20 protein-coding genes and 1 pseudogene are annotated in these 26,112 nt (G+C 34.2%); 8 read left to right on the top strand and 13 right to left on the bottom strand.

Features of this window, described 5'->3' with window-relative positions:
* The first annotated feature begins 112 nt into the window (after positions 1-112).
* Positions 113-991, top strand: a complete 879-nt coding sequence (locus ACE94K_RS19415; RefSeq protein WP_378176362.1) for a hypothetical protein — start codon at positions 113-115, stop codon at positions 989-991.
* Positions 992-1,086: 95 nt separating this feature from the next.
* Here ACE94K_RS19415 and ACE94K_RS19410 read toward each other — a convergent pair whose 3' ends face one another.
* The 12 genes and pseudogenes from ACE94K_RS19410 to ACE94K_RS19355 all read right to left on the bottom strand — a co-directional run bounded on the left by ACE94K_RS19410 (position 1,087) and on the right by ACE94K_RS19355 (position 11,838).
* Positions 1,087-2,538, bottom strand: coding sequence for a S41 family peptidase (locus tag ACE94K_RS19410; RefSeq protein ID WP_378176359.1), 1,452 nt, complete (start codon positions 2,536-2,538; stop codon positions 1,087-1,089).
* Between the two features lie 175 nt (positions 2,539-2,713).
* Positions 2,714-4,021: a carboxypeptidase-like regulatory domain-containing protein gene (locus ACE94K_RS19405; RefSeq protein WP_378176356.1), complete on the bottom strand. Its 1,308-nt coding sequence runs from the start codon at positions 4,019-4,021 to the stop codon at positions 2,714-2,716.
* Between the two features lie 245 nt (positions 4,022-4,266).
* Positions 4,267-5,670 carry an ATP-binding protein gene (locus ACE94K_RS19400; RefSeq protein ID WP_378176353.1) on the bottom strand — a complete coding sequence of 468 codons (1,404 nt, stop codon included), beginning with the start codon at positions 5,668-5,670 and terminating at the stop codon, positions 4,267-4,269.
* A gap of 130 nt (positions 5,671-5,800) precedes the next feature.
* A complete protein-coding gene (gene moaA, locus ACE94K_RS19395; RefSeq protein ID WP_378176350.1) occupies positions 5,801-6,808 on the bottom strand; it encodes a GTP 3',8-cyclase MoaA in 1,008 nt (335 codons plus the stop codon).
* A 10-nt stretch (positions 6,809-6,818) separates the two neighbouring features.
* Entirely contained in the window at positions 6,819-7,733 is a 915-nt protein-coding gene (gene moaCB, locus ACE94K_RS19390; RefSeq protein ID WP_378176347.1) for a bifunctional molybdenum cofactor biosynthesis protein MoaC/MoaB, read from the bottom strand.
* 73 nt (positions 7,734-7,806) lie between these two features.
* Positions 7,807-8,169, bottom strand: a pseudogene (locus ACE94K_RS19385) (four helix bundle protein).
* Between the two features lie 84 nt (positions 8,170-8,253).
* On the bottom strand, positions 8,254-8,694 hold the full coding sequence (locus ACE94K_RS19380; RefSeq protein ID WP_378176344.1) for a molybdenum cofactor biosynthesis protein MoaE: 441 nt from the start codon (positions 8,692-8,694) through the stop codon (positions 8,254-8,256).
* A 14-nt stretch (positions 8,695-8,708) separates the two neighbouring features.
* Positions 8,709-8,948: a MoaD/ThiS family protein gene (locus tag ACE94K_RS19375; protein WP_378176341.1), complete on the bottom strand. Its 240-nt coding sequence runs from the start codon at positions 8,946-8,948 to the stop codon at positions 8,709-8,711.
* Positions 8,939-9,511: a molybdenum cofactor guanylyltransferase gene (locus ACE94K_RS19370; protein ID WP_378176338.1), complete on the bottom strand. Its 573-nt coding sequence runs from the start codon at positions 9,509-9,511 to the stop codon at positions 8,939-8,941. Before ACE94K_RS19370 ends, ACE94K_RS19375 begins: the two co-directional genes overlap by 10 nt.
* Positions 9,508-9,840 carry a winged helix-turn-helix domain-containing protein gene (locus ACE94K_RS19365; RefSeq protein WP_378176335.1) on the bottom strand — a complete coding sequence of 111 codons (333 nt, stop codon included), beginning with the start codon at positions 9,838-9,840 and terminating at the stop codon, positions 9,508-9,510. The genes ACE94K_RS19370 and ACE94K_RS19365 overlap by 4 nt, the downstream gene beginning before the upstream one ends.
* 144 nt (positions 9,841-9,984) lie before the next feature.
* Positions 9,985-11,163, bottom strand: a complete 1,179-nt coding sequence (gene glp, locus ACE94K_RS19360) for a gephyrin-like molybdotransferase Glp (protein ID WP_378176332.1) — start codon at positions 11,161-11,163, stop codon at positions 9,985-9,987.
* Positions 11,164-11,304: 141 nt separating this feature from the next.
* Positions 11,305-11,838 (bottom strand): hypothetical protein, encoded by a 534-nt coding sequence (locus tag ACE94K_RS19355; RefSeq protein ID WP_378176329.1) that lies wholly within the window; start codon positions 11,836-11,838, stop codon positions 11,305-11,307.
* Between the two features lie 358 nt (positions 11,839-12,196).
* Between ACE94K_RS19355 and ACE94K_RS19350 the strand changes: the two genes are divergently transcribed.
* From ACE94K_RS19350 to ACE94K_RS19335, 4 genes are all read left to right on the top strand, one after another.
* Entirely contained in the window at positions 12,197-14,518 is a 2,322-nt protein-coding gene (locus ACE94K_RS19350; RefSeq protein WP_378176326.1) for a patatin-like phospholipase family protein, read from the top strand.
* Positions 14,519-14,572: 54 nt separating this feature from the next.
* A complete protein-coding gene (locus tag ACE94K_RS19345; protein WP_378176323.1) occupies positions 14,573-15,025 on the top strand; it encodes an antitoxin Xre-like helix-turn-helix domain-containing protein in 453 nt (150 codons plus the stop codon).
* Positions 15,025-15,480: an RES family NAD+ phosphorylase gene (locus ACE94K_RS19340; protein ID WP_378176320.1), complete on the top strand. Its 456-nt coding sequence runs from the start codon at positions 15,025-15,027 to the stop codon at positions 15,478-15,480. Before ACE94K_RS19345 ends, ACE94K_RS19340 begins: the two co-directional genes overlap by 1 nt.
* Positions 15,481-15,756: 276 nt before the next feature.
* Positions 15,757-17,829: a M13 family metallopeptidase gene (locus ACE94K_RS19335; RefSeq protein ID WP_378176318.1), complete on the top strand. Its 2,073-nt coding sequence runs from the start codon at positions 15,757-15,759 to the stop codon at positions 17,827-17,829.
* 45 nt (positions 17,830-17,874) lie between these two features.
* On the opposite strand, the gene ACE94K_RS19330 is transcribed toward ACE94K_RS19335, so the two are convergent.
* Positions 17,875-18,519, bottom strand: a complete 645-nt coding sequence (locus tag ACE94K_RS19330) for a hypothetical protein (protein WP_378176315.1) — start codon at positions 18,517-18,519, stop codon at positions 17,875-17,877.
* 104 nt (positions 18,520-18,623) lie between these two features.
* Between ACE94K_RS19330 and ACE94K_RS19325 the strand changes: the two genes are divergently transcribed.
* From ACE94K_RS19325 to ACE94K_RS19315, 3 genes are all read left to right on the top strand, one after another.
* The gene (locus ACE94K_RS19325; RefSeq protein ID WP_378176312.1) at positions 18,624-19,958 is read left to right on the top strand and encodes an aspartate kinase; all 1,335 of its coding nucleotides are present in this window, start codon (positions 18,624-18,626) and stop codon (positions 19,956-19,958) included.
* 590 nt (positions 19,959-20,548) lie between these two features.
* Positions 20,549-22,087: a YifB family Mg chelatase-like AAA ATPase gene (locus ACE94K_RS19320; RefSeq protein WP_378176309.1), complete on the top strand. Its 1,539-nt coding sequence runs from the start codon at positions 20,549-20,551 to the stop codon at positions 22,085-22,087.
* A gap of 149 nt (positions 22,088-22,236) precedes the next feature.
* Complete coding sequence (locus tag ACE94K_RS19315) at positions 22,237-26,007, top strand: T9SS type A sorting domain-containing protein (RefSeq protein WP_378176306.1); 3,771 nt, start codon at positions 22,237-22,239, stop codon at positions 26,005-26,007.
* Positions 26,008-26,112 lie beyond the last annotated feature (105 nt).

Genomic DNA, 26,112 nt, shown 5'->3' with positions numbered 1-26,112 from the left:
TATTTTCTAAAAACGGGGAAAAATACCTATAGGTTATAGTATTGATTATCAGTTAATTTGTATGTACACAAAAATAAAGTACTAACAATTTTTCTAACTTAAATTAATCATTATGGGTATTAGTATTAGTATCGTTGCCGGACAGGATAAAGGGGCATCAAGCGTAAATGCAAGTGGATCTGTACAACATGTAATTACATCCGAAGAAAGAACCACGTTTAAACTTGGGGACAAACAATTAAAAGATGCTGTAAAAAAGTATTTTGGCAAATCGCCAAATGATGCATACTTGCACAGTCCTACACCTTGGGGAGATTTGTATAAGAAATATAGCTGGCCACAGGTTCAGATGGTTTTGGTAGTGCAAAGTGCAGAGATATTAGGAATCACTTCAGAACCGGTGATTGTAAAAACACAGGACTTCACTAATAACAGTAGTAAAAAAGGAACGTTTAATGTAGCGATCTCAGAATCCCTAAACAATACCACATCTTCTAACTGGAGCACCGGTGGTACACTAACCGTAGGTCAAAAGTTTAGTTATGGAGTAAAGTTTCTTGGAGCAGGAGCAGAAGGAGAAACATCATTGTCTTACAGTCAATCTTGGGGAATTGGCGGACAGGAATCCAAATCAATCACCGTAGGGTCTACATCTGGGGTAAGTGTAGAATTGGATCCCGGAGAATCGGTAGTGGCGGAACTTTCGGCCAGTAGAGGCGTGATGAAAGTCAGAATCAGATATAATGCGTATCTGATAGGAAATACAGCAGTAAATTATAATCCTACGTATAAAAGTCATCATTTTTGGAGTTTAGGAATTGGAGGAGTAATGTCAAAAGGAGGCGTGTCTAATTCCATCAAATCTACAGAAGACATAGAAATAGGATATTATTCTAACTCAAAAATTGAGTTAAAGAATAAGGTAAGCGGTAAGCTAAAAGCCAGTCACGCATTGGCGGATACTACAGCAGGAGAACTTACACTGGCATAGAGGTAATTAATTAAATTCTTGCTTTTTCCTAACTTCGATGAAGTGACATTCTATGTCACTTTGTTGAAGTTTTTTTATGATCGAAATTATACTTTCTATCCTTTGATCAATCGAAAAATATAATCCAGCTGACTGTCTTTTCCTGTTATCAAATCCTTTACAGAAAGTTGTACGGTCCGATCAGGCAGCACTCCAGAGCCTTTAGGAACCTTTTTATCCTTTACATAATGAGTTATTTTTTCCATAGACATCACCATAATAATCTTGGAGTTGGGTAATTCATAATATACAGGAAACTGACCTGTATGAAAATAATAGCCACCACCGGTTTCTTCTCCTACCAAAAGAATATCAGGATCATTTTTTGCTAACAGAGCCAATGCCGAACCTGCAGAAAATGTAGTGCCTCCGGCTAGTACATAAGCCTTGCCACGAAATCTATCTTTGTCAGGAACCATTAAAGTTTCCAGATCATCAAAATCCAGTTTCCATCCATCATACGTTGGATGATTATAAAACTTATCTTTTAAAAACTCTTTTTCTCCGTAGTTTCGGGTTACATATTTTTTCTCAGGAATTTCTAAAGACGCTACATAAGCACTAGTTCTTTGTTTAAATAGTTTGTTGGTCAAGAAAGAAAAAAGATGCACAGAATTGGGTCTGAAACCACCATCATTTTGTCGTATATCAACAATCAAATGGTTCATTTTCTTTTTGTTAATCTCTTTAAATAGTTTTATCATTCGAGATTTAAAGGCTCTGATGTCTACACCAAAAGAGTTGACAACCAAAACCGCAGTTTTAAGATCTTCTCGGTAGTATACAAAAGGTTCTTTGGTGTTTATATGTTTAGAAAAAAACGCTACTTTATCCGATGCTCTATGATAGTTAGAAAAATATGAATTACGGTTGATGTTTCTGTGCTTCACATTTACAAATGACTCTGCTGCTAGTGTTATCGTTTTCTCCTCTCCATCAGGTTCTTTATACACAACAGTATATTCTTTTTGTAAGCCATATTCGTAAATAAAAAAGAGTCCAAATTTCAATTCGATATCCCTATATTTTCTGGTTAGGTTATAACCATCAGTAGGCGCATATTTTTTTAAAGCTTCTAGAATTTGTGCAGAAGGTATTTGATTGATACTTACTATTTTTGATCCTATAGGTATTCCAAAATCATCGGTATCTACATGAAATTCTGATTGAATGATTTTAATAATTAATGGGAAATAATATTGGGTACTCTTAATGGTATTAGGAGCAAAAAGCATTAAGTGACCATCTCTGATTTGATCGGTTACTTGCTGCATTTTTTTAAATAATGAGATATCAGTTATGTCTTCTGAAAGTGTCTCGCTGGTGATGGAGAAAATTGAATCCAGATCAGTTTCATCTATATATTCATAAAGCGCAGGATGGCCTTTTTTAAGTATCTTTTGAAAGATATTGAAATCTTCCTGAGCCTGTTCTGCAGTTAATTTTTTCTGTGCACAAAGTGTGACAGATGTAAAGACCGAAAATACGATACACAAAATGCGATTCATGTGATACATTTTAATTTACAACCTTTAAAGACTTTTTATGTAAAAAGATGTGACAGCCCCCTTTGTTTTCTGAAGGCATAAATGTAATTAATTTGATCTCATTAACGATAGTTTACCATAAAAAAATAGGTGCTTTTTGGAGCACCTATTTTCAAAAAATGTATTGTAGATTTTATCAATTTAATTTTTGTAATTGTTTCTTTATTTTTTTGATAGCTGATTCTATAGATTTTTCGGGTTCAATGACATTGTATTCTCCCCAAAATTCTGGATCAGAAAAACCAGAAGCTTCATCGCTAATAACCACGGTGGACTTTAAACGATCTTTCGGTTTGATGTTGTCGTTATCAGGATTTTTCTTCCAGTCTGTCACTGCCATCTCAATATTTAATTTGTAGGTAGAATTAAATAGTTTCTTTTTCCAATTGACTTTAAAAACCAAATCGATTTTTCCGTATCCATAGTACCATTTACCATTTGTTTCTCTATAATTCATATTATATGTAGCTACGGTTGGGTATACCTTAGCTCTGGTAGGTTTCTTTCTAACAAAAAGTTTACTTGCTTTATCTCTATCCTCAAGATTTAAACTAAAAACCGCTTTGGTAAGCGCCAAGGTCTCAGAATCGATGTACAATTTTCCGTAATAGTAGAGATCCTGAATATTTGGTCGTTGCTTAAAATTGAGGACGTAGATGTAGCGGTCATTAATTTTTGTGGATTTATCGAAACTAAATTGGTATATATTTAAAATATCATCTGTAAACAGAAGATCAGGATTTTTCATTACATCAATAAACAAGGTACTGGATGGACCTCCTTGTAATTTTAAAGTCAGCGTATCCAACTTTTTATAATCTGCACTTTTTCTGGCTTTATATAATTTGATGATATCATTTTTACCTGATATATATGGTTTTTTATATACATCTACAACGGCTTCAGAAAGAGAAACATAAGTTCTACGCTTTTTGATAGTTTCTCGATAAAAAGCAGTCATAATGGTATTGTCGCTTTGATAATTGGCTCCTCGTCGTTCCATGACTGCTTTAATGAGGGCTTCGGGATCTCTGGGATCTATATTTACTTCAGAAAGCTCTGTTATAGATGCAGCTAATTTAATTTTGGTTTTATCTCCTTTCAACGTAGAAAGAGAAACCACTCTATCATTATATCCCAAAAAAGAGACGGTGATATTGGCACTGGCATTATTTTTTGGAACTTTTAATAAAAATTCACCTTCACCATTGGTTATGGTAGAAATATTAGTTCCATTGAGTGCTATCGTTGCTGAAACCAAAGGATCATTAGAGTCTTTGTCTACAACAATTCCTTTATATTCATTATAACTAGCATCATCCTGTAAGCTGGTGTCTTGAAAAAAGGTAAATGCCTGCACCTTCGAGACAGATCCAAATATTAGAAATATACAGAGTAAAAAGGCGCTTCCATTTTTACTTAAAAAAATACTTTTCTTGTCCATATTCTATTCATTCAGTTAATAATTACATTCTAGCTGTTATAAGCAAGAATGTTTGCTATACAAGATACTAAAATTAGTTATGAGTTTTGGAATACAATAGTTAAAAATGAGCTAATTATGCGTTGTATTTTATTGTATCTGAAACGATACTAAAAATGATTCTTGATTTGATAAAGAAAAGATAATTTGCGTAAGTTAGATTTCTAGGATTTAGTTTTGTTGTCTGATGTAAGGTTATTTGTTTATCAATGATATCCGCTATGATCACCAAACCAATTTCGTAGCTTAATGTTTAGGACTTCTGTAGTAAAAGGTTTGGTAATATAGTCATCCAATCCTTTAGCTATAAAACGTTCTGCATCACCAGGAAGAGCGTTAGAGGTAATTGCGATTACCGGTGGCACTTTTTTATATCCTTTGCGTATCAGTTTACAAGTTTCCACACCATCCAGCTCGGGCAGATTGATATCCATTAATATAAGATCGTAGACATCCTCTTCAAACATTTCTATTGCTTTTCTTCCTGTTTTTGCCACATCGGCAGTACATCCTAAATATTTAAGGATTTGTTTGGATACTAAAATATTGGTATCAGAATCCTCGACCAGCAAAACGTTAAGGTCAAATTTTTGATCTTTACTTTTATCAAAAGTTTTGTCTAGAGCAGGAATTTTTTCTTGGAACACTTTGGTTTTAAATGTGAACCAAAAATTACTACCTTTTCCTAATTCACTGGTAACTCCTAGTTTTCCATTCATTAAATCTACCAATTTTTTGCTTATGGTAAGACCTAGTCCACTTCCTTCTCCAACAAGGATTGCATCATTATGTACCTGACTAAATCGATTAAATAATGATTCCTGATCTTCTTTGCTGATACCAATTCCAGAATCAATGACTTCTACTTTAACCGTTAATTCTTCATTTTTTTTGGAAATCAGAGATGATTTTACAGTGATTGTACCTTCATTTGTAAACTTAATTGCGTTTCCGATAAGATTAGAAAGTATTTGCATAAGCCTGTTATCATCAGCATAAATCTGTTCTGGTAAGTTTTCTACATATTCTGAAACCAGGTGAATTCCTTTGGCCTTGCTATTGGCCAGAAATAGGTCAACGTTTTGGTTGATCAGTTTTTTTAAATTAATTCCTTTCGGAGACAATGTAAACTTGCCGGCCTCCATTTTGGATAAATCCAATACTTGGTTTAAAATATCTAAAAGATTTAAAGAGGATTGGTGAATGGTACTTACGTATTCCTTTTGTAAATCATCAAGTTTTGTGTTTTTAAAAAGCAAATCAATCATACCAATAACACCAACCATGGGTGTTCTGATTTCGTGACTCATATTAGCCAAGAAATCCTGCTTGAATTTTGAAGCCTGTAGAATCTGTTTGTTTTTCTCTTTGAGTTTATCCAGATTGCGACCACCAAACATAGCAAAAAGACCAAGAAAGAAGGGAGCAGTATCGATAATATAATGGATCGGATATTGCTTTTGTACCAATACTACAGAATCCCAAGAATACTCAAGGCCTAACTTAGAGATATCGATACTTGTGGCAAGAATTGGAAACATACAACCGAATAATACTCCGTACAGTGTGTATTTGGCAGCTTCAGATTTTAACCAGGATTTTTGATTCATAGATGAGTTTTTGTACCAGGATCACAGGTTTGTTAATCATCCGATAAGGTTCTTTTTTTGGGGCCTTACTGGGATATAAGTCTAAATATAAAGTTTTTTTTGGAAATGTATTCAAAAGCGGTTTTAGAAATTAACCGCCGATGCTAATCATACTTCTATTTTTAGTATGTAATTCAGGATTTTTTAGTTTATCCGGAGTATCCATGCCTCCTCTGGTAGCAAACTTATGCGCCAGTGCAGATTGTATCGCAGGAATTATGGATTTCTGAGCTCTAAGTGGTTTTAATAAAGAAAACTCTTCTCCAGAAAACAAACAATTTTTTAATTTCCCATCTGCGGTAATACGAATACGGTTACAGGTATCACAAAATGGATTGGTGACAGAGCTTATGATTGCAAAACTCCCCATAAAACCTTCTATTTTATAATTTCTGGAAGTATCATTTGGAGCGTCATTCAATCGGTTCAGCTGTAAAGGAAATGTATAGTTAATCTTATCCAGAATTTCTTGCTGGGTTACTAGTTTGTCCATTTTCCATTGATTTCCATCAAATGGCATAAACTCTATAAAACGTACCACCAGATTTCGATTTTTGGTAAGATTAACAAAATCGATAATTTCGTCCTCATTAAAATTTTTGATCAATACAATATTGAGTTTCACTTTAAAACCTTCATTCTGGAAAAGTTGTATAGTATTCCAAACTCGATCAAACTCATTACGACGCGTGATTTTTTCAAATTTATCCTTATAAAGAGAATCGATACTTATCGTAATGGTTTTAACGCCATTTTCTTTTAAAAGTGGGATAAAACGATCAGCCAAAACTCCGTTTGTAGTAATTCCAAGCTCAACAGGCAGGCTGGCAAGTTTTTCTAATATCTGAGGAAAATCCTTACGCACCATAGGTTCTCCACCAGTCAATCTGATTTTAGTAACGCCAAAATTCACAAACTCTTTGGCGATTGTATAAATTTCATCAGCAGTCATTAGATGTTCCTTTGGACTTAAGGGAATACCATTCGCCGGCATACAATACGTACATCTTAGATTGCATCTTTCTGTAAGCGAAATCCTAAGATAGGTATGTTTGCGCCCAAAATTATCGGTTAATATGTGCTGATTTTCTGTACTCACTTCTTTCTAATTAATTTCCATCGTGTTTTGCACCTTTCAGAATTCTGAAGGTATGCAGCACAGCCGGAAAAATTGCTTCCATAGATTCTTTTGCACCATTTGTTGAACCTGGTAATGCCAATACCAAAGATTCTCCAATAATTCCTGCAACGCTTCTGGAAAGCATGGCATATGGCATGCGATCTTGTCCGTATGTACGAATCGCTTCTTCAACTCCGGGAATACGACGTTCGATCAAAGGTAAAATAGCTTCTGGTGTTACATCACGAGGTGATAATCCGGTGCCACCGGTAAAAATAATAAGATCATTACCAGCTTCTTGTAATTGTTTTACTTCCTGTTGTATCTGATCAGTCTCATCAGGGATGATGGTATATGCATTAATAGTTACTCCACATTCTTCTAGTTTAGTAATAATGGCTTTACCGGCTTTGTCTTCTTTTTGTCCAGCAGCTATGGAGTCAGAACATACAATCACTCCTGCGGTAAATGGTGCTCCGTTGTCCTTATAACTTGATTTGCCACCTCGTTTACGAAGTAATTTGATGTTTTGTATTTCTACATTCTTATCCACGGGTTTTAGCATGTCATACATAGTGAGTGCAACAACAGATACTCCGTGCATAGCTTCAACTTCTACACCCGTTTTGTAGATTGTTTTTACGGTCATCTCAATCGTAATTTCCAGAGTATTGATTGTATAATCTATCGCAGTGTATTCGATAGGTAATGGATGACAATCCGGAATCATATCACTGGTTCGTTTTACTGCAAATAAACCTGCCGTTTTTGCCATTTCAAAAACATCTCCCTTCGGGATACTCTTGGATACAATCGCTTCTATAGTTTCAGTACTACCCACTTTGACAACCGCCTGCGCTACAGCAGTGCGAAGTGTATTATTTTTATGAGTGATGTCTACCATGTTGTTGTTTAATGGTTTAATTGTTTAATCGTTCAATTGTTTTTTGTTTAATCGTTTTTTGTTTAAAAGTTTATTAGGATTTCAATTGCGATTTTTTCAATGCATTTAGCATGTTTGCTAATTTTTCTATTTGTTTTCTAACTTCATTAAATGCTTTGTCATCAATAAAACTTAATTCCTTGGAAATAATAAGTTGATTTAACAATTCCATTAAGGATGAATATGAAATTGTTGTAAAATGAGCTTAATCTTTATTAGTTGATCTAGAAGTTCCTTCAGCTAGATTAGATGATATAGATACAGAGGCTCTTCTCAATTGACTTACTAATCCAAATTTTTCTTCACTCGGAAAATCATTTGTTAGCTCATATATTGATTTTACTAGTTCAATAGATTCCTTCCAACTATTAAGTTTTTCGAATGAAAAGATATACATATTATTTTTAGGTATTACCCTGTTTTAATAACAGTTACACAATTACACAATTCAACTTTTTTAACAATTCCACTTCTAAACACATTAAACTTTATTTACTTTCCAAACGTGTGTTTCATCTTCAAAAACTTCTTTTCCGAATACTGGAACTTCTTTTTTTATTTCTTCTACTAAATATTCTAATGCTTCAAAAGCGACCTTTCTATGCGGAGCAGAAACAAATACAAATAGACAAATTTCACCTGCTTTTACTTTACCAAGACTATGATAAATATGCATACAGGTAAGATCATATTTACTAAAAGTTGCTTCCCGTATCTCGTGAAATTTGTTTTCTGCCATTTCTTGATAGGCAGAATAATCAATAGCCTGAACAATTTTACCGTCAATTTCATCGGCTCGCACCTGACCCAAAAAGATATCGTGCGCACCAATGGTGGTTTTAGTCTGATGTTTTTCAATGGAGTTGGCAATAAAAGCAGGACTAATTGGCCCTTCTATAAAAACCGTTTTTCTTTTTTTCATGTGTAAACTTCTTTTTAACCTCCAGAGAAAGGAGGTAATAATGCTATTTCATTAGTTGGATTCAGTATTGTGTCCGGTTTTGAGATTTCTTTATCCACAGCGATTTTGAACGATAGATTTTCTAAAGCTTTGTATTTATCTTTTATGAAATTTTCAAGTTGATCTACATTACTGCCTGGTTGCAACGAAATTATTTCTTCTTTACATCGCGTTGCTTCTGCAATCATACCAAAATATAGAATCTTTAATTCCATTGTGTTGCTTCTTTATATTGTTGACGCGTATTGATATTTTTTACAAAAGGAGCTATACTGTTCTCGATAGGGATACTTTTTACTTTTAATGTTGAAAGCGTTTGTCTGAGACTAAGATGTTTCTTTTCAATACTTTCAAAAAAAGTACTCATTACCGATTTATGATATAAGGTAATTAGAGGAATATCTTTGTAAGTGACAATATCGTAATCAGGGTCGTAAGCATTGATTAAATTGTGAAGTACCATGGGAGTGACAAAAGGAACATCACAGCTAATAATTAAGTTTTGCGTCGTTTCGGTATGGTTTAAACCTGTGTAAATTCCACCAACAGGACCTTGATCCGGAATGATATCCGGAATGCAAGGATAGCCAAATACTTGGTAGTCCTTATTGGCGGTAATGATTAGTATTTTCTTGGTTACCGCTTCAGTGGCTTTTAAAATGTGCTCTATAAATGGTTTGCCATTATGAAGTTTTAATCCTTTATCCTGACCCATTCGACTGCTTTTGCCTCCCGCTAATATAATTCCAGTGATATTCTTATGTTCTGTTGGATTCATAGCTGTAATTCTTTCAATTGTTGATCCAAAAAATCCCAGCAATTTTTATTAATGTTTTCGAAAGCAGTAATCATTTTTATACCGTATTCGGTAATTTCGGTTCCGCCACCACCATTACCCCCGGTATTGGTTATGATAACAGGATTGGAGGCATTTTTGTTTATCGAGTCAACTAGATTCCACGCCTTTTTGTACGACATTCCCAAAGATTTCGCAGCCTTCGAAAGAGAGCCTTCAACCATTATGGCTTTTAGGATTTTAATTCTTCCCTCTCCAAGAAAAACTCCTTCCTTGCCTTCAATCCAAATTCTACTTTTGATATGATACATAAAAAAGCGTTGTTTCCTGAAAGATATAACGATTTAAATAAATAAAAAACTACTTTTTAAATTTTTATGATTTCTTTAAAACTAAACCAGAGAATAGAACAAACTAAAAAATAGGTTGTTTTCTTTTGCGATATTCGAAATGAGTTATCCTGGAAGCAAAATAGTTTCTACCAAACTTCCTTTTTTGATACTACTTATTTCTTCAGGAACATATACCAATGCATTTGCCACTGCATAAGTATATAACATTGCAGAGCTTTGGCCTTCTAGAATTTCCACAGTATCTCCTGTCGCTTTTGCTTTAAGAAATTGCGCACGATCACCCTTTTTATTGAAGTCGGACGAGATCGATTTTTTGATTCTTTCCAGACCGGCTGCAATAGTATCACCCATCATCTTTTGTATCATTGGCAAGACATAAATATAGAAGCAAGTTAAAGAAGAGGCAGGATTACCCGGTAGAGCAAAAATCATTGTTTTATCGTTGATACCAAAAAATAGAGGCTTTCCGGGTTTTTGCTTGATCTTATAAAATAATTCATTTGTATGCAGTTCTGAAAGGGCTTCTTTTACAAAGTCATAATCTCCAACAGAGATACCACCGCTGATTAAAACAAGGTCATTATTAGTAATTGCCTGCTTTATAGTCTCTTTAGTATCTTCATATTCGTCCTGAACTACATATTTGTGAATTCTTTGAATATACGTCTGTCGTAGAATGGTTTCCAGCTGTATCGAATTACTTTCATAAATTTTTCCTTCCGTAAGTTTTTTGCCTGGTGATATGAGTTCATTACCAGTCGTTATGATCGCTACGCTGGGAGGTAAGTAGACTTGTACACGATCAATTCCTAAGCCCGCTAGAAATCCAATACCCGCAGGAGTAAGCTTTGTTCCTTTAGTTAAGGCAATAGTACCTTCTTTTATTTGTTCGCCGATTGGTCTTATGTTTTGATCCGGTAGGATCTTATGATCGACCGTGATTGTGTTTTCGGATCGATCTACTTTCTCCTGAATTACGATAGTGTTTGCATTATCAGGAACTCGGGCTCCTGTAAAAATCCTTACACCTTGTCCGGGTTCTAATGTATAATTATCCGCATCTCCAGCTTTTACTTCACCAATTATTCGATAGGAGTTTTTATCGTGAAGTAATAATGCGTATCCATCCATAGCAGACTGACGAAAAGGAGGCATATGAATTGGAGAGATAATGTCTTGGCTAAGAAACAAACCGAGGGCATCTTTTAATAAAACAATACTTACTCTTGGGTTATATGCTACCCCCGAAATAATGGATAGTGCGCTAGATACGGAAATCATAGATATTATTTTGATTCCAAAAATATTGCTTTGTTTTGTAGAAACCTAAATTTTAGAATGTACTAAAATGTAAAAATTGAGAATAAAAAAAGCACGGCAAAACTGCCGTGCTATCATAAAACCTTACTTTTTATGATTGATTTAACCTTTAAAAACGATTTTTCTTAGTTTATATCCTTCAATTTTAATGAAGTATGTTTTGGGATCTCTGTAATTATGGATGTAATCATCAATTTTACCATGGTCTAATAATCTTCCCGTTAGTGTATAAAGACTATAATTAAGACCTTGGGGCACGTCTTTAATATTTTTAAATGTCTGCAGACCTGTACTTTGCTGACAGGTAGAGTCTGCTAGAAATCTGTCAATAAAGGTAATTCTTCCTTTTTTCTCTCCTTCTAAAGTAACTGTAGCTGTTTCATCAACATCAAGAATTCCATTTCCTGTGATATCTCCTAGAATGACCAAACAAGCGTTTCTAATTTTAATACGGACTCCATTTTCAAGATGTAAACTTTCCGTTATAAAAATCACACCTTCTTCTGTATTTTCGTCTAAACCGTTAATTACGGTGTTTTCTGTCACGGACATTAGTTTGTAAGAAATGTCAATTTTTACATTCGCAAATGTTGCACTTGCTAATAGTAATGCTAGTAGGGGTAGTAGTTTTTTCATAAGGTTCAGTTTTTTGGGTTAAACTGCAATTTAAAAAGTAAGATTTTTCTTACTTATTTGTTGTTTTTATCGTTGTAAAACACATAATCAACGACAAGATACAACTTTTTATGTTAAAACCACATTGTTTTTGATTTAAATATTGAATTTCACGAAATTATTTTTCTTAAAATTCTCATTACACCAGTAAATACAGTCGTTTAGACAAATGTTAAAATTTACAATTTTGTTAACACATTGAATATTAGTTTATTGCTTTTTTACTTCTTTAAAAGGAAAAAGCAATGATCTATTTTTTTCATCATTATTTTAAAATTATTTGAAGGTTTAAGAATATTTAGTTCTAAATTTGATTAAGATGATGATCAAACTATTATTATTTTTTCAGGGTTTCAGTATTTGGTTTAAAAACTTGCTTAGAGAGCTAAGTAATAATATTATTAGCATCTTTTTTATTCTATTTGTTTATTTGACGTTATGGTATTTTCCACAAACGGTAGATTTATTATTGATTCTTAATCAGGCGGATGCCTTTTTGTTTGAGGTTCCATTATATTTTAGTTTGCTTGCAGTTTCAGCTTTTTTAATATGGAATACGCCGAAATATTTTTATTATCATAATTATAAAGATATTTCTCTTTCCAATCTTATAGGTTTTATCCCAAATCAGCATTATAAATTTCAGGATAGAAGTGAATCTGCCAGTTATCCCTATTTGACTAGGATACATATGAGAAAAATACTGCCAAGAATTTTAGCAATTTTATTATTAGCCATATCTGCATTAAGTATACTACACGCTATGGAATCTTTTGGGTTAGAAAACACCTATACAAAGTTTCTTGACCCGACCAATTCGTTAATCCTTATCATATTTATTTTACTATTGCTATCTGAACCAAGATTGTATGAAATATTAAAGAAATTTCTAAATCGAAGTGCTAAAACGACTGTCATATTCTTTGGTATTTCTATTGGTCTTATGATCTTAATCATATCCTTAGGAACTTTAAATACTCAAGCAGAAAAAGATCTTGGCAATTTATTCCTTTCTAATTGTGCCTTGGCATTATTATTCTCTACGCTATCTTTCAACAGTTACAAATACCTAAAAGGTTTTCCGAAAAAAATATTTTATGGAGCCATTTTGAGCTTTGGTTTCTTGCTTTTATTTATATTTTTAATTCTAAATTTTAATCCAGACTTAGCAAGTGGAATTAACCCTCTTTCAATTTTGGTGCTATCTCTATTAAGTCTCTTTATGATCTGTTTTATCTTAATTTTATTAGGTAAAAAAATTAGGCTTCCGTTGCTGTCGATTGTAAGTGTCTTTTGTATTTTTTCGGCTAGATTTTTTTCAGATACCTCCGATCATTATCAATTACATCTACAAGAGACTAAAATTGAAAGACCCTTAATGGATACTTACATATACTCGTGGATAAAGAGTAGAGAGAATCTAATTATAAAGAGCAATCATAAATTTCCTGTGATTATGGTTTCTGCCGAAGGTGGAGGATCAAGAGCCGGGCTTTGGTCATTTTTGGTGCATAGTTATTTATATGAAAAGTCTAATGGGCGTTATTTTGAAGAAAATCTACTTTCCCTAACAGGAGCTTCTGGCGGAAGCGTAGGTAATTCGATGTTTTTTGCCGAGGCTCAACGGGCCAATGCTTCGAATAGCAAAGCTAAATTCAGATTTAATACAGATGCCGATTATCCTACGTTACGCTATAAAGCAAGTGTTATATATAAAGAGAACTACTTGTCTGTTGCATTACTGTCTTTATTAGGAAGAGATTTGTTTAAAGAAGTAACCAGTTTATTTAGTTTTAAAAATAGAGGACAATTGTTAGAAGAACAATGGAGCCAAGCTTACAGGCGATATTTTGCTGATGTTAAAGGAGAAAGTGTCTTGGACAGAGAGTTTTTATCGTTTTACAAGCAAGCGTTTAATGATAGTCCTGCTCAGCATCATCAAAAACGTCCACCCTTACTATTGATAAATACAACACATACCCAAACTGGTAATTACAATATTATAAGCCCTGCAAAATATTCACATCTGCGACCGTTAATTGGGATGAATGATTTTTTAGAAAATATTCAATTAAGTTATCCTGATAATTCTGTTTCATTAGCTACAGCCATGCGTATTAATGCTAGTTTTCCTTTTATCACGCCAGTTGGTGAGGTGAGAAGAATTTCCGGCGAGAAAGAATTAGAATCTGATCAATATGCCGATGCGGGATATTATGATAATATTGGCGGAAGAGTTTCCAGGGGTATCGAAGAAGTTTTTAAAAGAGTATTGAATGACTCTTTTCCGGATTTAATCAACAAAATAGAAATGAAGCACTTGGTTATTGCTAATGAAGAAGAAAGAAAGATTGCAAAAACAAGTACGCAATTATCTGCTCCTCTAACTACGCTTAGAAATATACGTTACGGTCACACGCAAGAAATTATGAAACGGTTGGGAAGTGATTATGTGATCAAACTGAAACCAACCGAAATAGTACCCCAAACTACCAGTGTTTTTACCGATAATACTAAGGCAAATGAGCTAGCCATAAAACCTGTTTTGCCTTTGGGAAGATATCTTTCTACTATAGCCATTAGATCTATGGAAGCCAGATTAGAAGATGTAAGTAAAGAATTAGATTTAATTTTAGAATAAATTAGTCAATTGTCATTTTATTCCGTACTTTTGTCATAATAAATCTTCGATATTATGAGCGCAGTATCACCGTTAGATTACGATGAGTTAGAAAGTAAAGGATTGTTGCGATATTTAAATCTGGATATTCCTTTGCATAATGTATACGATTTTATAGAATTATCTAGAAATGGGATCGATAAAAGAGCATTATTACATCTAGCAAAAACTATAGATTTTGATTTGAGTGAACTGGCTCATGTGTTACATTTATCAGAACGTACGATACAGCGTTATGAACTAAAGAAAAAGTTAAGTACCGAGGCAAGTGCTAAAGCATTGCAGTTAGCAAAACTTTATGCAAAAGGTGAGAATATTTTTGGAGACTTAGAGCGATTTAAACGATGGATGGAGCATCCTAATGTTGCGCTTGCAACCAAAAAGCCTAAAGAACTTCTTGACACTACATTTGGGTTTCAGTTATTGAACGAAGAATTGGTACGTATTGAGCACGGAATTTTTGCATAATGCTGGTTTACAGAATAGCGAAACAAAAGTATATAAAGGATTTAACAGGAATCGGTGCTAAAACTGTTGGAGGGAGATGGAACCCGAGAGGTGTAGCTGTTTTGTATACGAGTACTACTGTAGCCCTTTCTATTCTGGAAGTATTAGCACATTTGCCTGCTGCATATTTTCCGGATAGTATGGCAATCGCCACGATAGAACTTCCCGATGAATTGACAACCTCAATAGATATCAAACAGCTTCCAAAAGATTGGAATAGAATACCACCATCTACAGGAATTCAACATTTTGCAATGAATTGGATATCTGGAAATACCCATTTAGGACTTAAAGTACCTAGTATTATTGTGCCAAGAGAACAAAATCTTCTAATTAATCCATTACATCCCGATTTTAATTTGGTAAAGTTAATTGAAATCGAACCTTTTAGCTTTGATACACGTTTACTTAAATAATTTTATCATCTTCCAAATTTTTATAAAGACCTATTTTTTAGCTATTTATAAATATTAATTTTTTGTTAATTACTTACGGGATAATATAATTAAATAATTGTAAATCAGATTTTTATGTGTTTAGCTAAAGGTCTGATGAGTTAAATTTTTATAAAGGATTTCCTACATTTTTACATTTTGTCTAAATTTCCCAACTTGATATAAGTAATAAATCCTCAATTTTTGCGTCTTATATCAACGAACTAAACTTAATTTATTAATAAAATGAATTTAAAAATGAGAAAAGTATATTTTTTGGTGACATTTATGATAGTCTTGTTCGGCTGTAAGAATGACACCAAAAAAGAGGAAAAAATTTTGGCAGAGAATATTAAAACTGCTGAGAAAATTCCTGGGATTGTTTTGGAAAATATGGATTCAAGCAAAAGTCCAAAAGATGATTTCTATAACTATGTTAATGGTAGTTGGATGAAAAATACAGAAATTCCAGAAGATAGAACCCGGTGGGGTGGTTTCGGAGTTTTGAGTAAAAAGACAGATTATGATGTACTTGATATTTTGGAAAAAGCTAAATCCAGTGGCAAGTATGCAAAGGGAACAGATCAGTACAAAGCGTTACTAATCTTCGAATCGATTATGGATACTGTAGCTAGAAATAAAGAAGGTGTTACCCCATTGCAACCTACTTTAGATAAAATAGCAAGTATAGAGAACTTGAACGAACTACAGACCGTTTTAGCTAAGGAAACTGCCGCTTCAGCACCATTTGCAGGGCTAGTTGTTTTTCCTAATTTAAGCAATAGTAAAGTCAATGCTCCTTACATTTCTACAGGAAGACTAGGATTACCTAACAGAGATTTCTATTTAGATCAAGACGAAAAATCAGTGAAGATTAGAAGTCAATATGTTGATCATATTACCAGAATGCTTCAATATATTGGAGAAACTGAACAACAAGCTCGTAAAAATGCAGAAACCATTCTAGCCATTGAAACGAAGTTAGCAGAACCACGTCTAGATAAAGTTCAAAGTAGAGATACGAGAAACTTTAATAATCCACGATCTATTGAGGAACTTTCAGAAATGACTCCCGCAATCGATTGGAATAAATTAATGAAAGACTTAGGTGTTAAAAAGGAATTAGACTCTGTAATTGTGATGCAGCCCAAATACATGAAAGAATTGCAGAGCGTTCTTGCCAACACAAATATAGAGGATCTTAAAACCGTGATGCGTTGGGCTACGTTAAATCAGTCTGCCGGGTCACTTTCTACCGAAATTGAAAAAGCGAATTGGGATTTTTATAGTAAGACATTAAATGGAGCTATAAAACAACGTCCTATAGAAGAAAGAGCGCTGGCACAAGTAAATGGTTCTGTTGGTGAGGCAATAGGACAGTTATATGTGGACGCTAAATTTCCTCCTGAGGCAAAGGCTAAGGCAGAAAAAATGATTGCTAATGTGATTAAAGCATATCAAAACAGAATTGAAGAATTGGAATGGATGAGCGATAGTACCAAGACAAAAGCCATTCAGAAACTCGATAAGTTTACTGTTAAAATTGGATATCCTGATAAATGGGAAGATTATTCAACGCTCGGTGTAAAAGAAGGAAATTCTTACTTTGAAAATATGATGGCAGTGTCAGAGTGGACATTTAATAAAAATATAGATGAGATAGGAGAGCCAGTGGATAAGACCAAATGGGGAATGTCTCCACAAACGGTAAATGCATATTTTAATCCATTATTCAACGAAATTGTTTTTCCGGCAGCAATATTACAACCTCCTTTTTATAATTATACAGCAGATGAAGCTGTCAATTACGGTGGAATTGGTGCGGTGATAGGACACGAGATATCACACGCTTTTGATGATTCTGGTGCACGTTATGATGCAGATGGTAATTTATCGAACTGGTGGACCGATGATGACTTGAAAAAATTTACAAAAAGAGGAGAAGCTCTGGCAGAACAGTATAGTGCGATCCAAGTTTTAGATAGCGTTTATATAAATGGTAAATTCACACTGGGAGAAAATATTGGTGATCTTGGAGGAGTATTGGCTGCTTACGACGGACTACAGATGCATCTTGCAGAAAACGGAAGACCAGAAGATATTGATGGATTTACACCAGAGCAAAGGTTTTTTATGTCTTGGGCTACCGTGTGGAGAACCAAAATCAGAGAAGATGCTTTGAGAAATCAAATCAAAACAGATCCACATTCTCCAGGAACAACCAGAGCTATACAGCCTTTACTGAATGTTCAGGCATTTTATGATGCTTTTGATATAAAAGAAGGTGATAAAATGTATTTGGCTCCAGAAAAACGAGTTGAGATTTGGTAATCTTTGAGAATAAAAATAATGAAAAGCCCTGGAAACAGGGCTTTTTTAATTATCTTTTATTTCGTTCATAAGTAGAAAAGCATCATTTACGTATTCCTTTTCCAGAAATAAGGTAAAATAATTAGAGGTAGAGATGATCTCAAAAACCGGTATACCTTCGTAAGCCAAAAGTTTAAATATATAAAAGTATAAACCTATAGACTTAGAGCTATCATCAGGAAGCGCGATGGACATAGAAGATAAATTATCTGCTACAGAAATACAAGTTTCATTTCTGAAATGGTCTTCTACAATTTCTTTTAGAGAAGATGAAACCAGGATGTTACTTTCTTGAAAATTACTGGAATAGGTGAAATAGGTTTTGGTCCTATCTTTTACTGTATTTAGCAAGTTAGACTGACTAGTCAGTATTGTACTAGAGTTTAAAAAAGTATACTCTGTGATTCCGGATCTTACAACAATATCACCCAAACTACCAAGATTTTCTGAGTGCTTAATCCTTTTTGGATGATATCTACGCAATGCCATCACTATAGATCCCGGTTTTACAGGTTTTCTCATTTCTTTTTCGACCTGTGGTAGTAAATCGGTAGCCAAAGAGCTAAAATTGATAATATCTCTAGATAGTGCGTCTTCTAAAAATGGCTGATGTCGTAGTATATTATGTACACAATCTGTTATTGTTTTCATTTTGTTAGATATTTAACATATTGTGTAAATATATACTTTTTTCATGAAAATATTTATTTTTTCTTGGTTATTGTATAATTATGCAAGGTAAAAATGAAAACACAATGAAGGTTTTAAAATTTGGTGGAACATCTGTTGGATCGGTAGAGAATTTACATAAGGTAAAAGATATCCTTATAAGCGACAAGGATCAAAAAGTGGTAGTCTGTTCAGCTATGTCTGGAGTTACGGATCAATTGGTTAATCTTGTTGAATATATCAAGTTAAAAGATGCAGAAGCCATCACCAGAAACCTGCATAAATTAGAAAGTAAGCATATAGATGTTATTGATGCACTTATCGAAGATAAAGAAGTAAAAAATGATTTAAAAGATAATGTATCATCGATGATCACAGAGATGCTAGAATTATCTAATCAAGAATACTCAGAGGTTCTTAATGCTGAGGTATTAACTTTCGGAGAAACATTGTTAACGTATATATTCTCTAATTTTTTACTTACCAAAGGGGTTGATAATACCTTAATTAGCGCTAAGGATTTTATGTTCGTTGATCAAGTAGATAATCCAAATATTGCTAAAGTATCCAAAAAACTGGGTGAAGTTTTAGAGAAGAGTAATTCCAGTGATATTTACATGACGCAAGGTTTTGTTTGTAGGGATCACTCACATCAAATCAGTACGTTGAAGCGTGGAGGTAGTGATTATACGGCAACTATTATTGGAGCAGCCCTAAATGTCCAAGAGATTCAAATTTGGACAGATATTGATGGACTTCATAATAATGACCCAAGATATGTAGAAGGAACACATCCAATAGCGCACCTTACCTATAATGAGGCAGCGGAACTAGCTTATTTTGGCGCGAAAATTTTACACCCTCAAACGGTTTCACCTGTTGTTGATAAAGATATTCCAGTGCTTCTTAAAAACACTTTTGATCCCAAAGCCCCAGGAACGATAATTTCTAATAGGACTTTTAAAAAAGGATTAAAGGCAATATCTGCAAAAGATGGAATTACAGCGATCAAGATCAAATCAAATAGAATGTTGATGGCGCACGGATACTTAAGAAGAATTTTTGAGGTTTTTGACAACTATCATACTTCTATAGATATGATTACTACTTCAGAAATCGCAATTTCTCTGACAATAGATGATATCAGTTATATCGATGAGATTGTTAAGGAAATTGAAGGATATGCCGAGGTAACTGTTGAACAGAATCATAGCATTATTTGTATCGTCGGAGAGTCTGTCATTAATGATAAATACTCTCATAAGCTTTTTGAAATTCTTAACTATATACCGGTAAGGATGATCTCGTATGGAGGTAGTAATAATAATATCTCCATTTTGGTAGAAACTAAAGATAAAATACCGACCCTTAGATTTTTAAATGAAAAACTGTTTCTATCTCATCAGGAAGTAGTTCTTTAAGTTGTTTGTTATGTTTTGATGAGAAAAAAGGTGATATTGAGTTTACGTTGACTAAATAAACTCTTTTTCGAGCACAAGAAAACACCACACTTTTATTACATTATTGTTTTTGATAAAACCCAATATAGTATATGTTGGGTTTTTTATTATTAATATAGGGTATAGACATAATAAACTGTTTATAATATATAATCATTAATAAAGAGTCCCCATGTTAAGGAGAATTGTAGAAAAGTACCGGTTGGAAATTGTATTGTTTGTTTTTTATTCGCTGGTAGCCTTTACATTTATAAAAATATTCTTATTCAAATAGATTTTTAGAATTCTGTTTTTTCTTTAAAAGAATTCAACGATATACTTTTATTATCCTACTTCAGTCACTTAAAGACAACGATAAACGTTGAAATTCAATCACTTACTTTTTTTGATTAAAAGTCTTTTTACTCTAATTACAAGAATTCTTTTTTTCATTTAGTTTCCAATATCAAAAAACAAGAGAATTAGAGGTAACATATGTTAAGTTTCTTACACATGTTATTGACCATTGTATCAAAAGAAATAATAGCAATGGTACTCTTATACACAAAAATATGCTAATTAAAGTATTTGGAAGTGCCGTTTTTGGTGTCGAAGCTACCACAATAACGGTTGAGGTTAATATCGATAAAGGAATAGGATATCATTTGGTGGGATTACCTGATAATGCCATTAAGGAAAGTAGTTTTAGAATTGCTGCGGCATTACAAAATAACGGGTATAAACTGCCTGGTAAGAAAATAACGATCAACATGGCTCCCGCAGATCTTAGAAAAGAAGGTTCTGCGTATGATGTAACACTGGCGTTAGGAATCCTTGCAGCAAGTTCTCAAATCAAAGGTGAAAATATTTCGGATTATCTTATTATGGGAGAGCTTTCTCTGGATGGGAGCTTACAACCCATAAAAGGAGCGTTGCCTATTGCTATTAAAGCAAGAGAAGAAGGATTTAAAGGCTTTATATTACCCAAACAAAACGCGAGAGAGGCAGCCATTGTAGATAACCTACAGGTATATGGTATTGAAAATATCAAAGAAGTAATCGATTTTTTTAATGGGGATGGAGTTCTAGAACAAACAATTGTTGACACAAGAGAAGAGTTTTATAAGGAATTAGACAATCCCGAATTTGATTTTGCAGATGTAAAAGGACAGGAGAGTATTAAAAGATGTATGGAAATTGCAGCGGCAGGAGGACATAATATTATTTTAGTGGGACCTCCTGGTAGCGGTAAAACGATGCTTAGTAAACGATTACCTAGTATTTTGCCACCTATGTCATTACAAGAAGCATTAGAAACTACAAAAATCCATAGTGTCGTAGGCAGAATTAAAGACCATGTAGGATTAATGGCTCAGCGTCCATTTCGAAGTCCACATCATACCATTTCTAATGTTGCATTGGTCGGTGGCGGCAGTTATCCGCAACCCGGCGAAATATCATTGTCTCATAATGGGGTGTTATTTCTGGATGAATTACCAGAGTTTAAAAGAGAAGTACTGGAAGTAATGCGTCAGCCATTAGAGGATAGAGAAGTAACAATTTCCAGAGCAAAATTTACAGTTACCTACCCATCAAGTTTTATGTTAGTGGCCAGTATGAATCCAAGTCCAGGAGGATATTTTAACGATCCGGATGCTCCCGTTACCTCTTCTCCGGCAGAGATGCAACGATATCTAAGTAAAATTTCAGGACCTTTACTGGATCGTATTGATATCCATATTGAAGTTACTCCCGTACCTTTTGATAAATTAAGTGAAGAGAGAAGAGGAGAAAGTAGTGTTGAAATCAGAAAACGAGTGATCAAAGCAAGAGATATACAAACACAACGTTTTCAGGATTTAAAAAAGATTCATTATAACGCCCAGATGGGTGTGAAACAATTGCGAGTATTCTGCCAACTGGACAAAACCTCCAAAGACTTATTGAAAACCGCGATGGAACGATTAAATCTTTCGGCTAGAGCTTATGACAGAATTTTAAAAGTTTCCAGAACCATTGCTGATCTCGAGGGGGCAGTATCCATTAAAGGAGATCACATTTCCGAAGCTATACAGTACCGCAGTTTGGATCGCGATGGTTGGTTGGGATAACAATTTTTCTATTGAAAAGAATGATAAAAATTTTTTACGTTAATGATTAGGGTAATTTATTATAAGGCTGTTTTATTAAATAAACATTACATTTAGCACTTTTAAAATGTAGATGTTGTTAGCGTATTTATTAACCTTTTATACACATAATGAAATATTTTTATCTCTTTTTTGCATTACTTTTCTTAGGAACAATACAAGGACAATATAATCAAGATGCACCTTGGATGCGAAACTTAAAACAAAGTAAAAATAACAAGAACTTTAAACCGACTTTTCAGGAAATCCAACAAGCTTTTAATTCATATTGGGAAACTCACGATCCAAATAAAAAGGGAAGCGGATATAAACCATTTAAAAGATGGGAATATATATGGGAAGATGTTGTGGATGGTGAGGGATACCTACCAACATCCAAAGACAAATGGATTGCCTGGGAGCATAAAAAAGAAATAGAAAGTAAGTTAGCATCCACAGATTTAAGTAATTGGCAGGCTATAGGACCTTTTACCCATACAAATACCGGTTCGTGGTCATCCGGTCAGGCAAGAATCAATGCAATTACTATTGATCCTAATGATAGTAATACTTGGTACGTAGGAACCCCAGCCGGAGGACTATGGAAATCAGTGAACTCAGGAAATTCTTGGATTCCTTTAACGGATAACTTACCACAGATTGGAGTTTCGGGCATTGCAGTTGATTATGCGAATTCTAACGTTCTTTATATTGCTACCGGAGATGATGATGGAAATGATACTCAAAGTGCTGGAGTTTTTAAATCTACAGATGGAGGACAAACTTGGAACCCAACAGGAATGAATCCAGAAAATACACCATCCTCTATGAATGAAGTGTATATACATCCAACAAATTCGAATATTTTATGGGTAGCTACTAATTCTGGGATGTATAAATCAACAGACGCCGGAGCAAATTGGGTAGAGACGCTTTCGGGTAATATTAAAGATATCAAACTAAAACCGGGCAATCCAGATATTATATACGCTGTTACTCAAAATGAATTTTATAAATCCGTAAACGGAGGAGATTCATTTACAATGATAACGAGCGGAGTTCCTACAAACAATGGTAGAATGGTGATTGAAGTAACACCGGCAAATAGCTCTTATGTTTATATCTTAAGTGTAAATACCGATGAATCTTTTAAAGGTGTATATCGATCCGAAAACAGCGGAGATTCTTTTTTGCTAAAGAATGGTACTACCGATGTTATCGAAAGTGAACAAGCTTTCTATGATTTAGCACTAGGGGTATCACAAACAAATGCAGACGAAGTATTTGTAGGTTGTTTAAATGTTTGGAAGTCTGCTGATGGAGGCACGTCATTCACAAAATTAAATGAATGGAGTTTTCCGCAAGGAGCTTCTTACACACACGCAGATATACATATGATTAGATCTTTTGGAGGAACAGTTTTTGTATGTTCTGATGGAGGTATTTACTCATCTACGGATGGAGGTTCTAACTTTACGGATCATACTGCAGGTATACAAGCTAGCCAATTTTATAAAGTAGCAGTTTCTCAAAATGATCCCAATAAAATGGTGGGAGGATTGCAGGATAATGGTGGTCATGCATATAATAATGGTAATGGTAACTGGCTTAATTATTATGGTGCAGATGGTATGGATACGGCAATTGATCCTACAAATGACAACAAATATTATGGATTTACCCAAAATGGAGGAGGATTGTATAAATCAACCAATGCAGGTAGCAGCCGCTCAGGAAGTGTAAATAAACCTTCAGGATCAGAGGGAAATTGGGTAACCCCATTAGCAATAACCGCAAACGGAGAGTTATTTGCAGGGTATGATAATTTATATCGTTTAAATGCAGCAGAGACGGGATGGATACAACTTGCTAGTCTTGGAAGTGCCGCTAATCAAATGGAGATAGCTCCTTCGGATAATAGTGTAATGTATATTTCTGTAGGAAGCACTCTTAAAAAAACAACAGATTCCGGAAATACGATTGCAGATATCTACACCTTCGGAAGCAGAGTTCGAGGAATAGCCGTTCATAATGTAGATCCGAATAATGTTTGGGTAACTACTGCAACTGGTGTTCATAAATCTATTGACGGAGGTAATACATTTCAGAATATATCTTCAAATTTACCAGTCACCGATAAGTATTTCTTTATCAATGATATCGTACACCATCCAGGACAACCACAAGATCCCATATATCTTGCTACCAGTATAGGTGTATATAGAAGCGTTACCGATGGATCATGGACTCCATTTCTAAACAATTTGCCTACAACTATAGTAAATGATTTAGAAATTAATGTTGCTGATAATTCTATAACTGCCGCTACTTACGGACGTGGTATTTGGAGATCTTCGCTTCCTAATTGTCTTACCATTACAGCAAAACAAGAGTTCTCTGTAGATAACGGAGCAATTGAAGAAGGTTCTTTGACAGGATTGTGTACTGGACAATCTGTTAAATTTCAGTTGGACGTTCTTACCGGCAATAATCCCACATTTGCCTGGTCAGGACCTAATGGTTTTACCAGCACAAATCCGACTGTTACCATTAATGATTTATCATTAAATCAGGCAGGAGAATATCAGGTTACAATTAATTCGGATAATACCTGTGGATCTATAGATTATTTATTTTCGTTAGATTTAGAAGAGGCTTTGCAGCCAGTTGCATCTCATATTGAAGTATGTACGAACGATACCGCTACACTAAATGCCTCTGGAAGTACCGACTATAAATGGTATACAACCGCCACTGGTGGTGTGGAGATAGCCACGGGTGAAACTTTTACTACTCCTGCAATTACAGCTAATAGTACTTATTATGTATCGGGAGTATCCTCTGTTATAGTGTCTGAACAAACACCATCTCCTGATGTGAGTACCGCAACGGATTACAATTTCTCTCAAGGATTAATTTTTAATACGAATGATGATATTATTATTGAGTCATTTATGATGTCTGCTATGGCACCTGGAGACAGGACTATACAGGTTGCTGATGCGACTGGAAATATTGTTGCGTCGACAACAGTAAATATTCCTTTAGGAGAATCACTGGTAACAGTAAACTTAAACGTTCCTAAAGGAGATAATAATATCATATCGATCTCCAGCGATTTGGTGTCCTTAAGAAGAACACCATCGGGTAATGGAGTTAGCTATCCGTATACATCACCATCTAATGTAGTTTCAATTATTGGTAATACAGTAAATGCTTTAGATTTCTATTATTTCTTTTATGATTGGAACTTTACTTCGAAAGGTGGTAGATGCGAAACTGTAAGAACAGCAGTTAATGTTAATGTAGCGACCGATGCTCCGGATTTATCAGATGGTGATACCGAATTTAGTATTGACGGAGGTGCAGCAACATCTTTTAGTGATGGAGAAGTAGTTGAGGTATTACAAGGTGCAATTATAGAGCTAACGGTTCCGGCTACTTCATTTAACGCCAGTGCTACCTGGACTGCACCAGGCGGTCAGATGTATCTTACCGACAGTATCAGTTTTAATGACATAGAACTTGACGGAAATGAAGATGGAAATTGGGTTTTGGAAATTTCTTTTGGAGCCAATTGTGGAGTTGCTCAACAAACTATCAGTTTTACGCTCGACGTAAGAGAAGCGCTACTCGGTGTTGACGATTTTGATGTTGATGCCATTAAATTACATCCAAATCCAACACAAAATAAATTGTACATTAGTAATAGTATTGATTTTGTTGATCCGGTAATAACAATTGTAGATTTAAGAGGTCGGAGATTAAATAACTCTTTGGATATTCAGAATATAACTTCAAAACAAATCGAGCTGAATACATCATTTTTGACACCGGGAGCTTATTTTATAATTATCGAGAATGAGCAGAAAAGATTAGTTAAAAAGATAGTTAAAAGGTAGAGTAGATACTATCTGAATACTTTATGAAGCTTTCTGTATTTTGTTACTTACAACATATAGAAAGCTTTTCTTTTTTCAATATATAAGAAAGTAACAATATTTTAT

Source organism: Aquimarina besae (genome assembly GCF_042434905.1).
GTDB lineage: Bacteria > Bacteroidota > Bacteroidia > Flavobacteriales > Flavobacteriaceae > Aquimarina.
The sequence above is the reverse complement of the archived record's forward strand: the minus strand, read 5'-3'. Positions and strand labels throughout refer to the sequence as shown.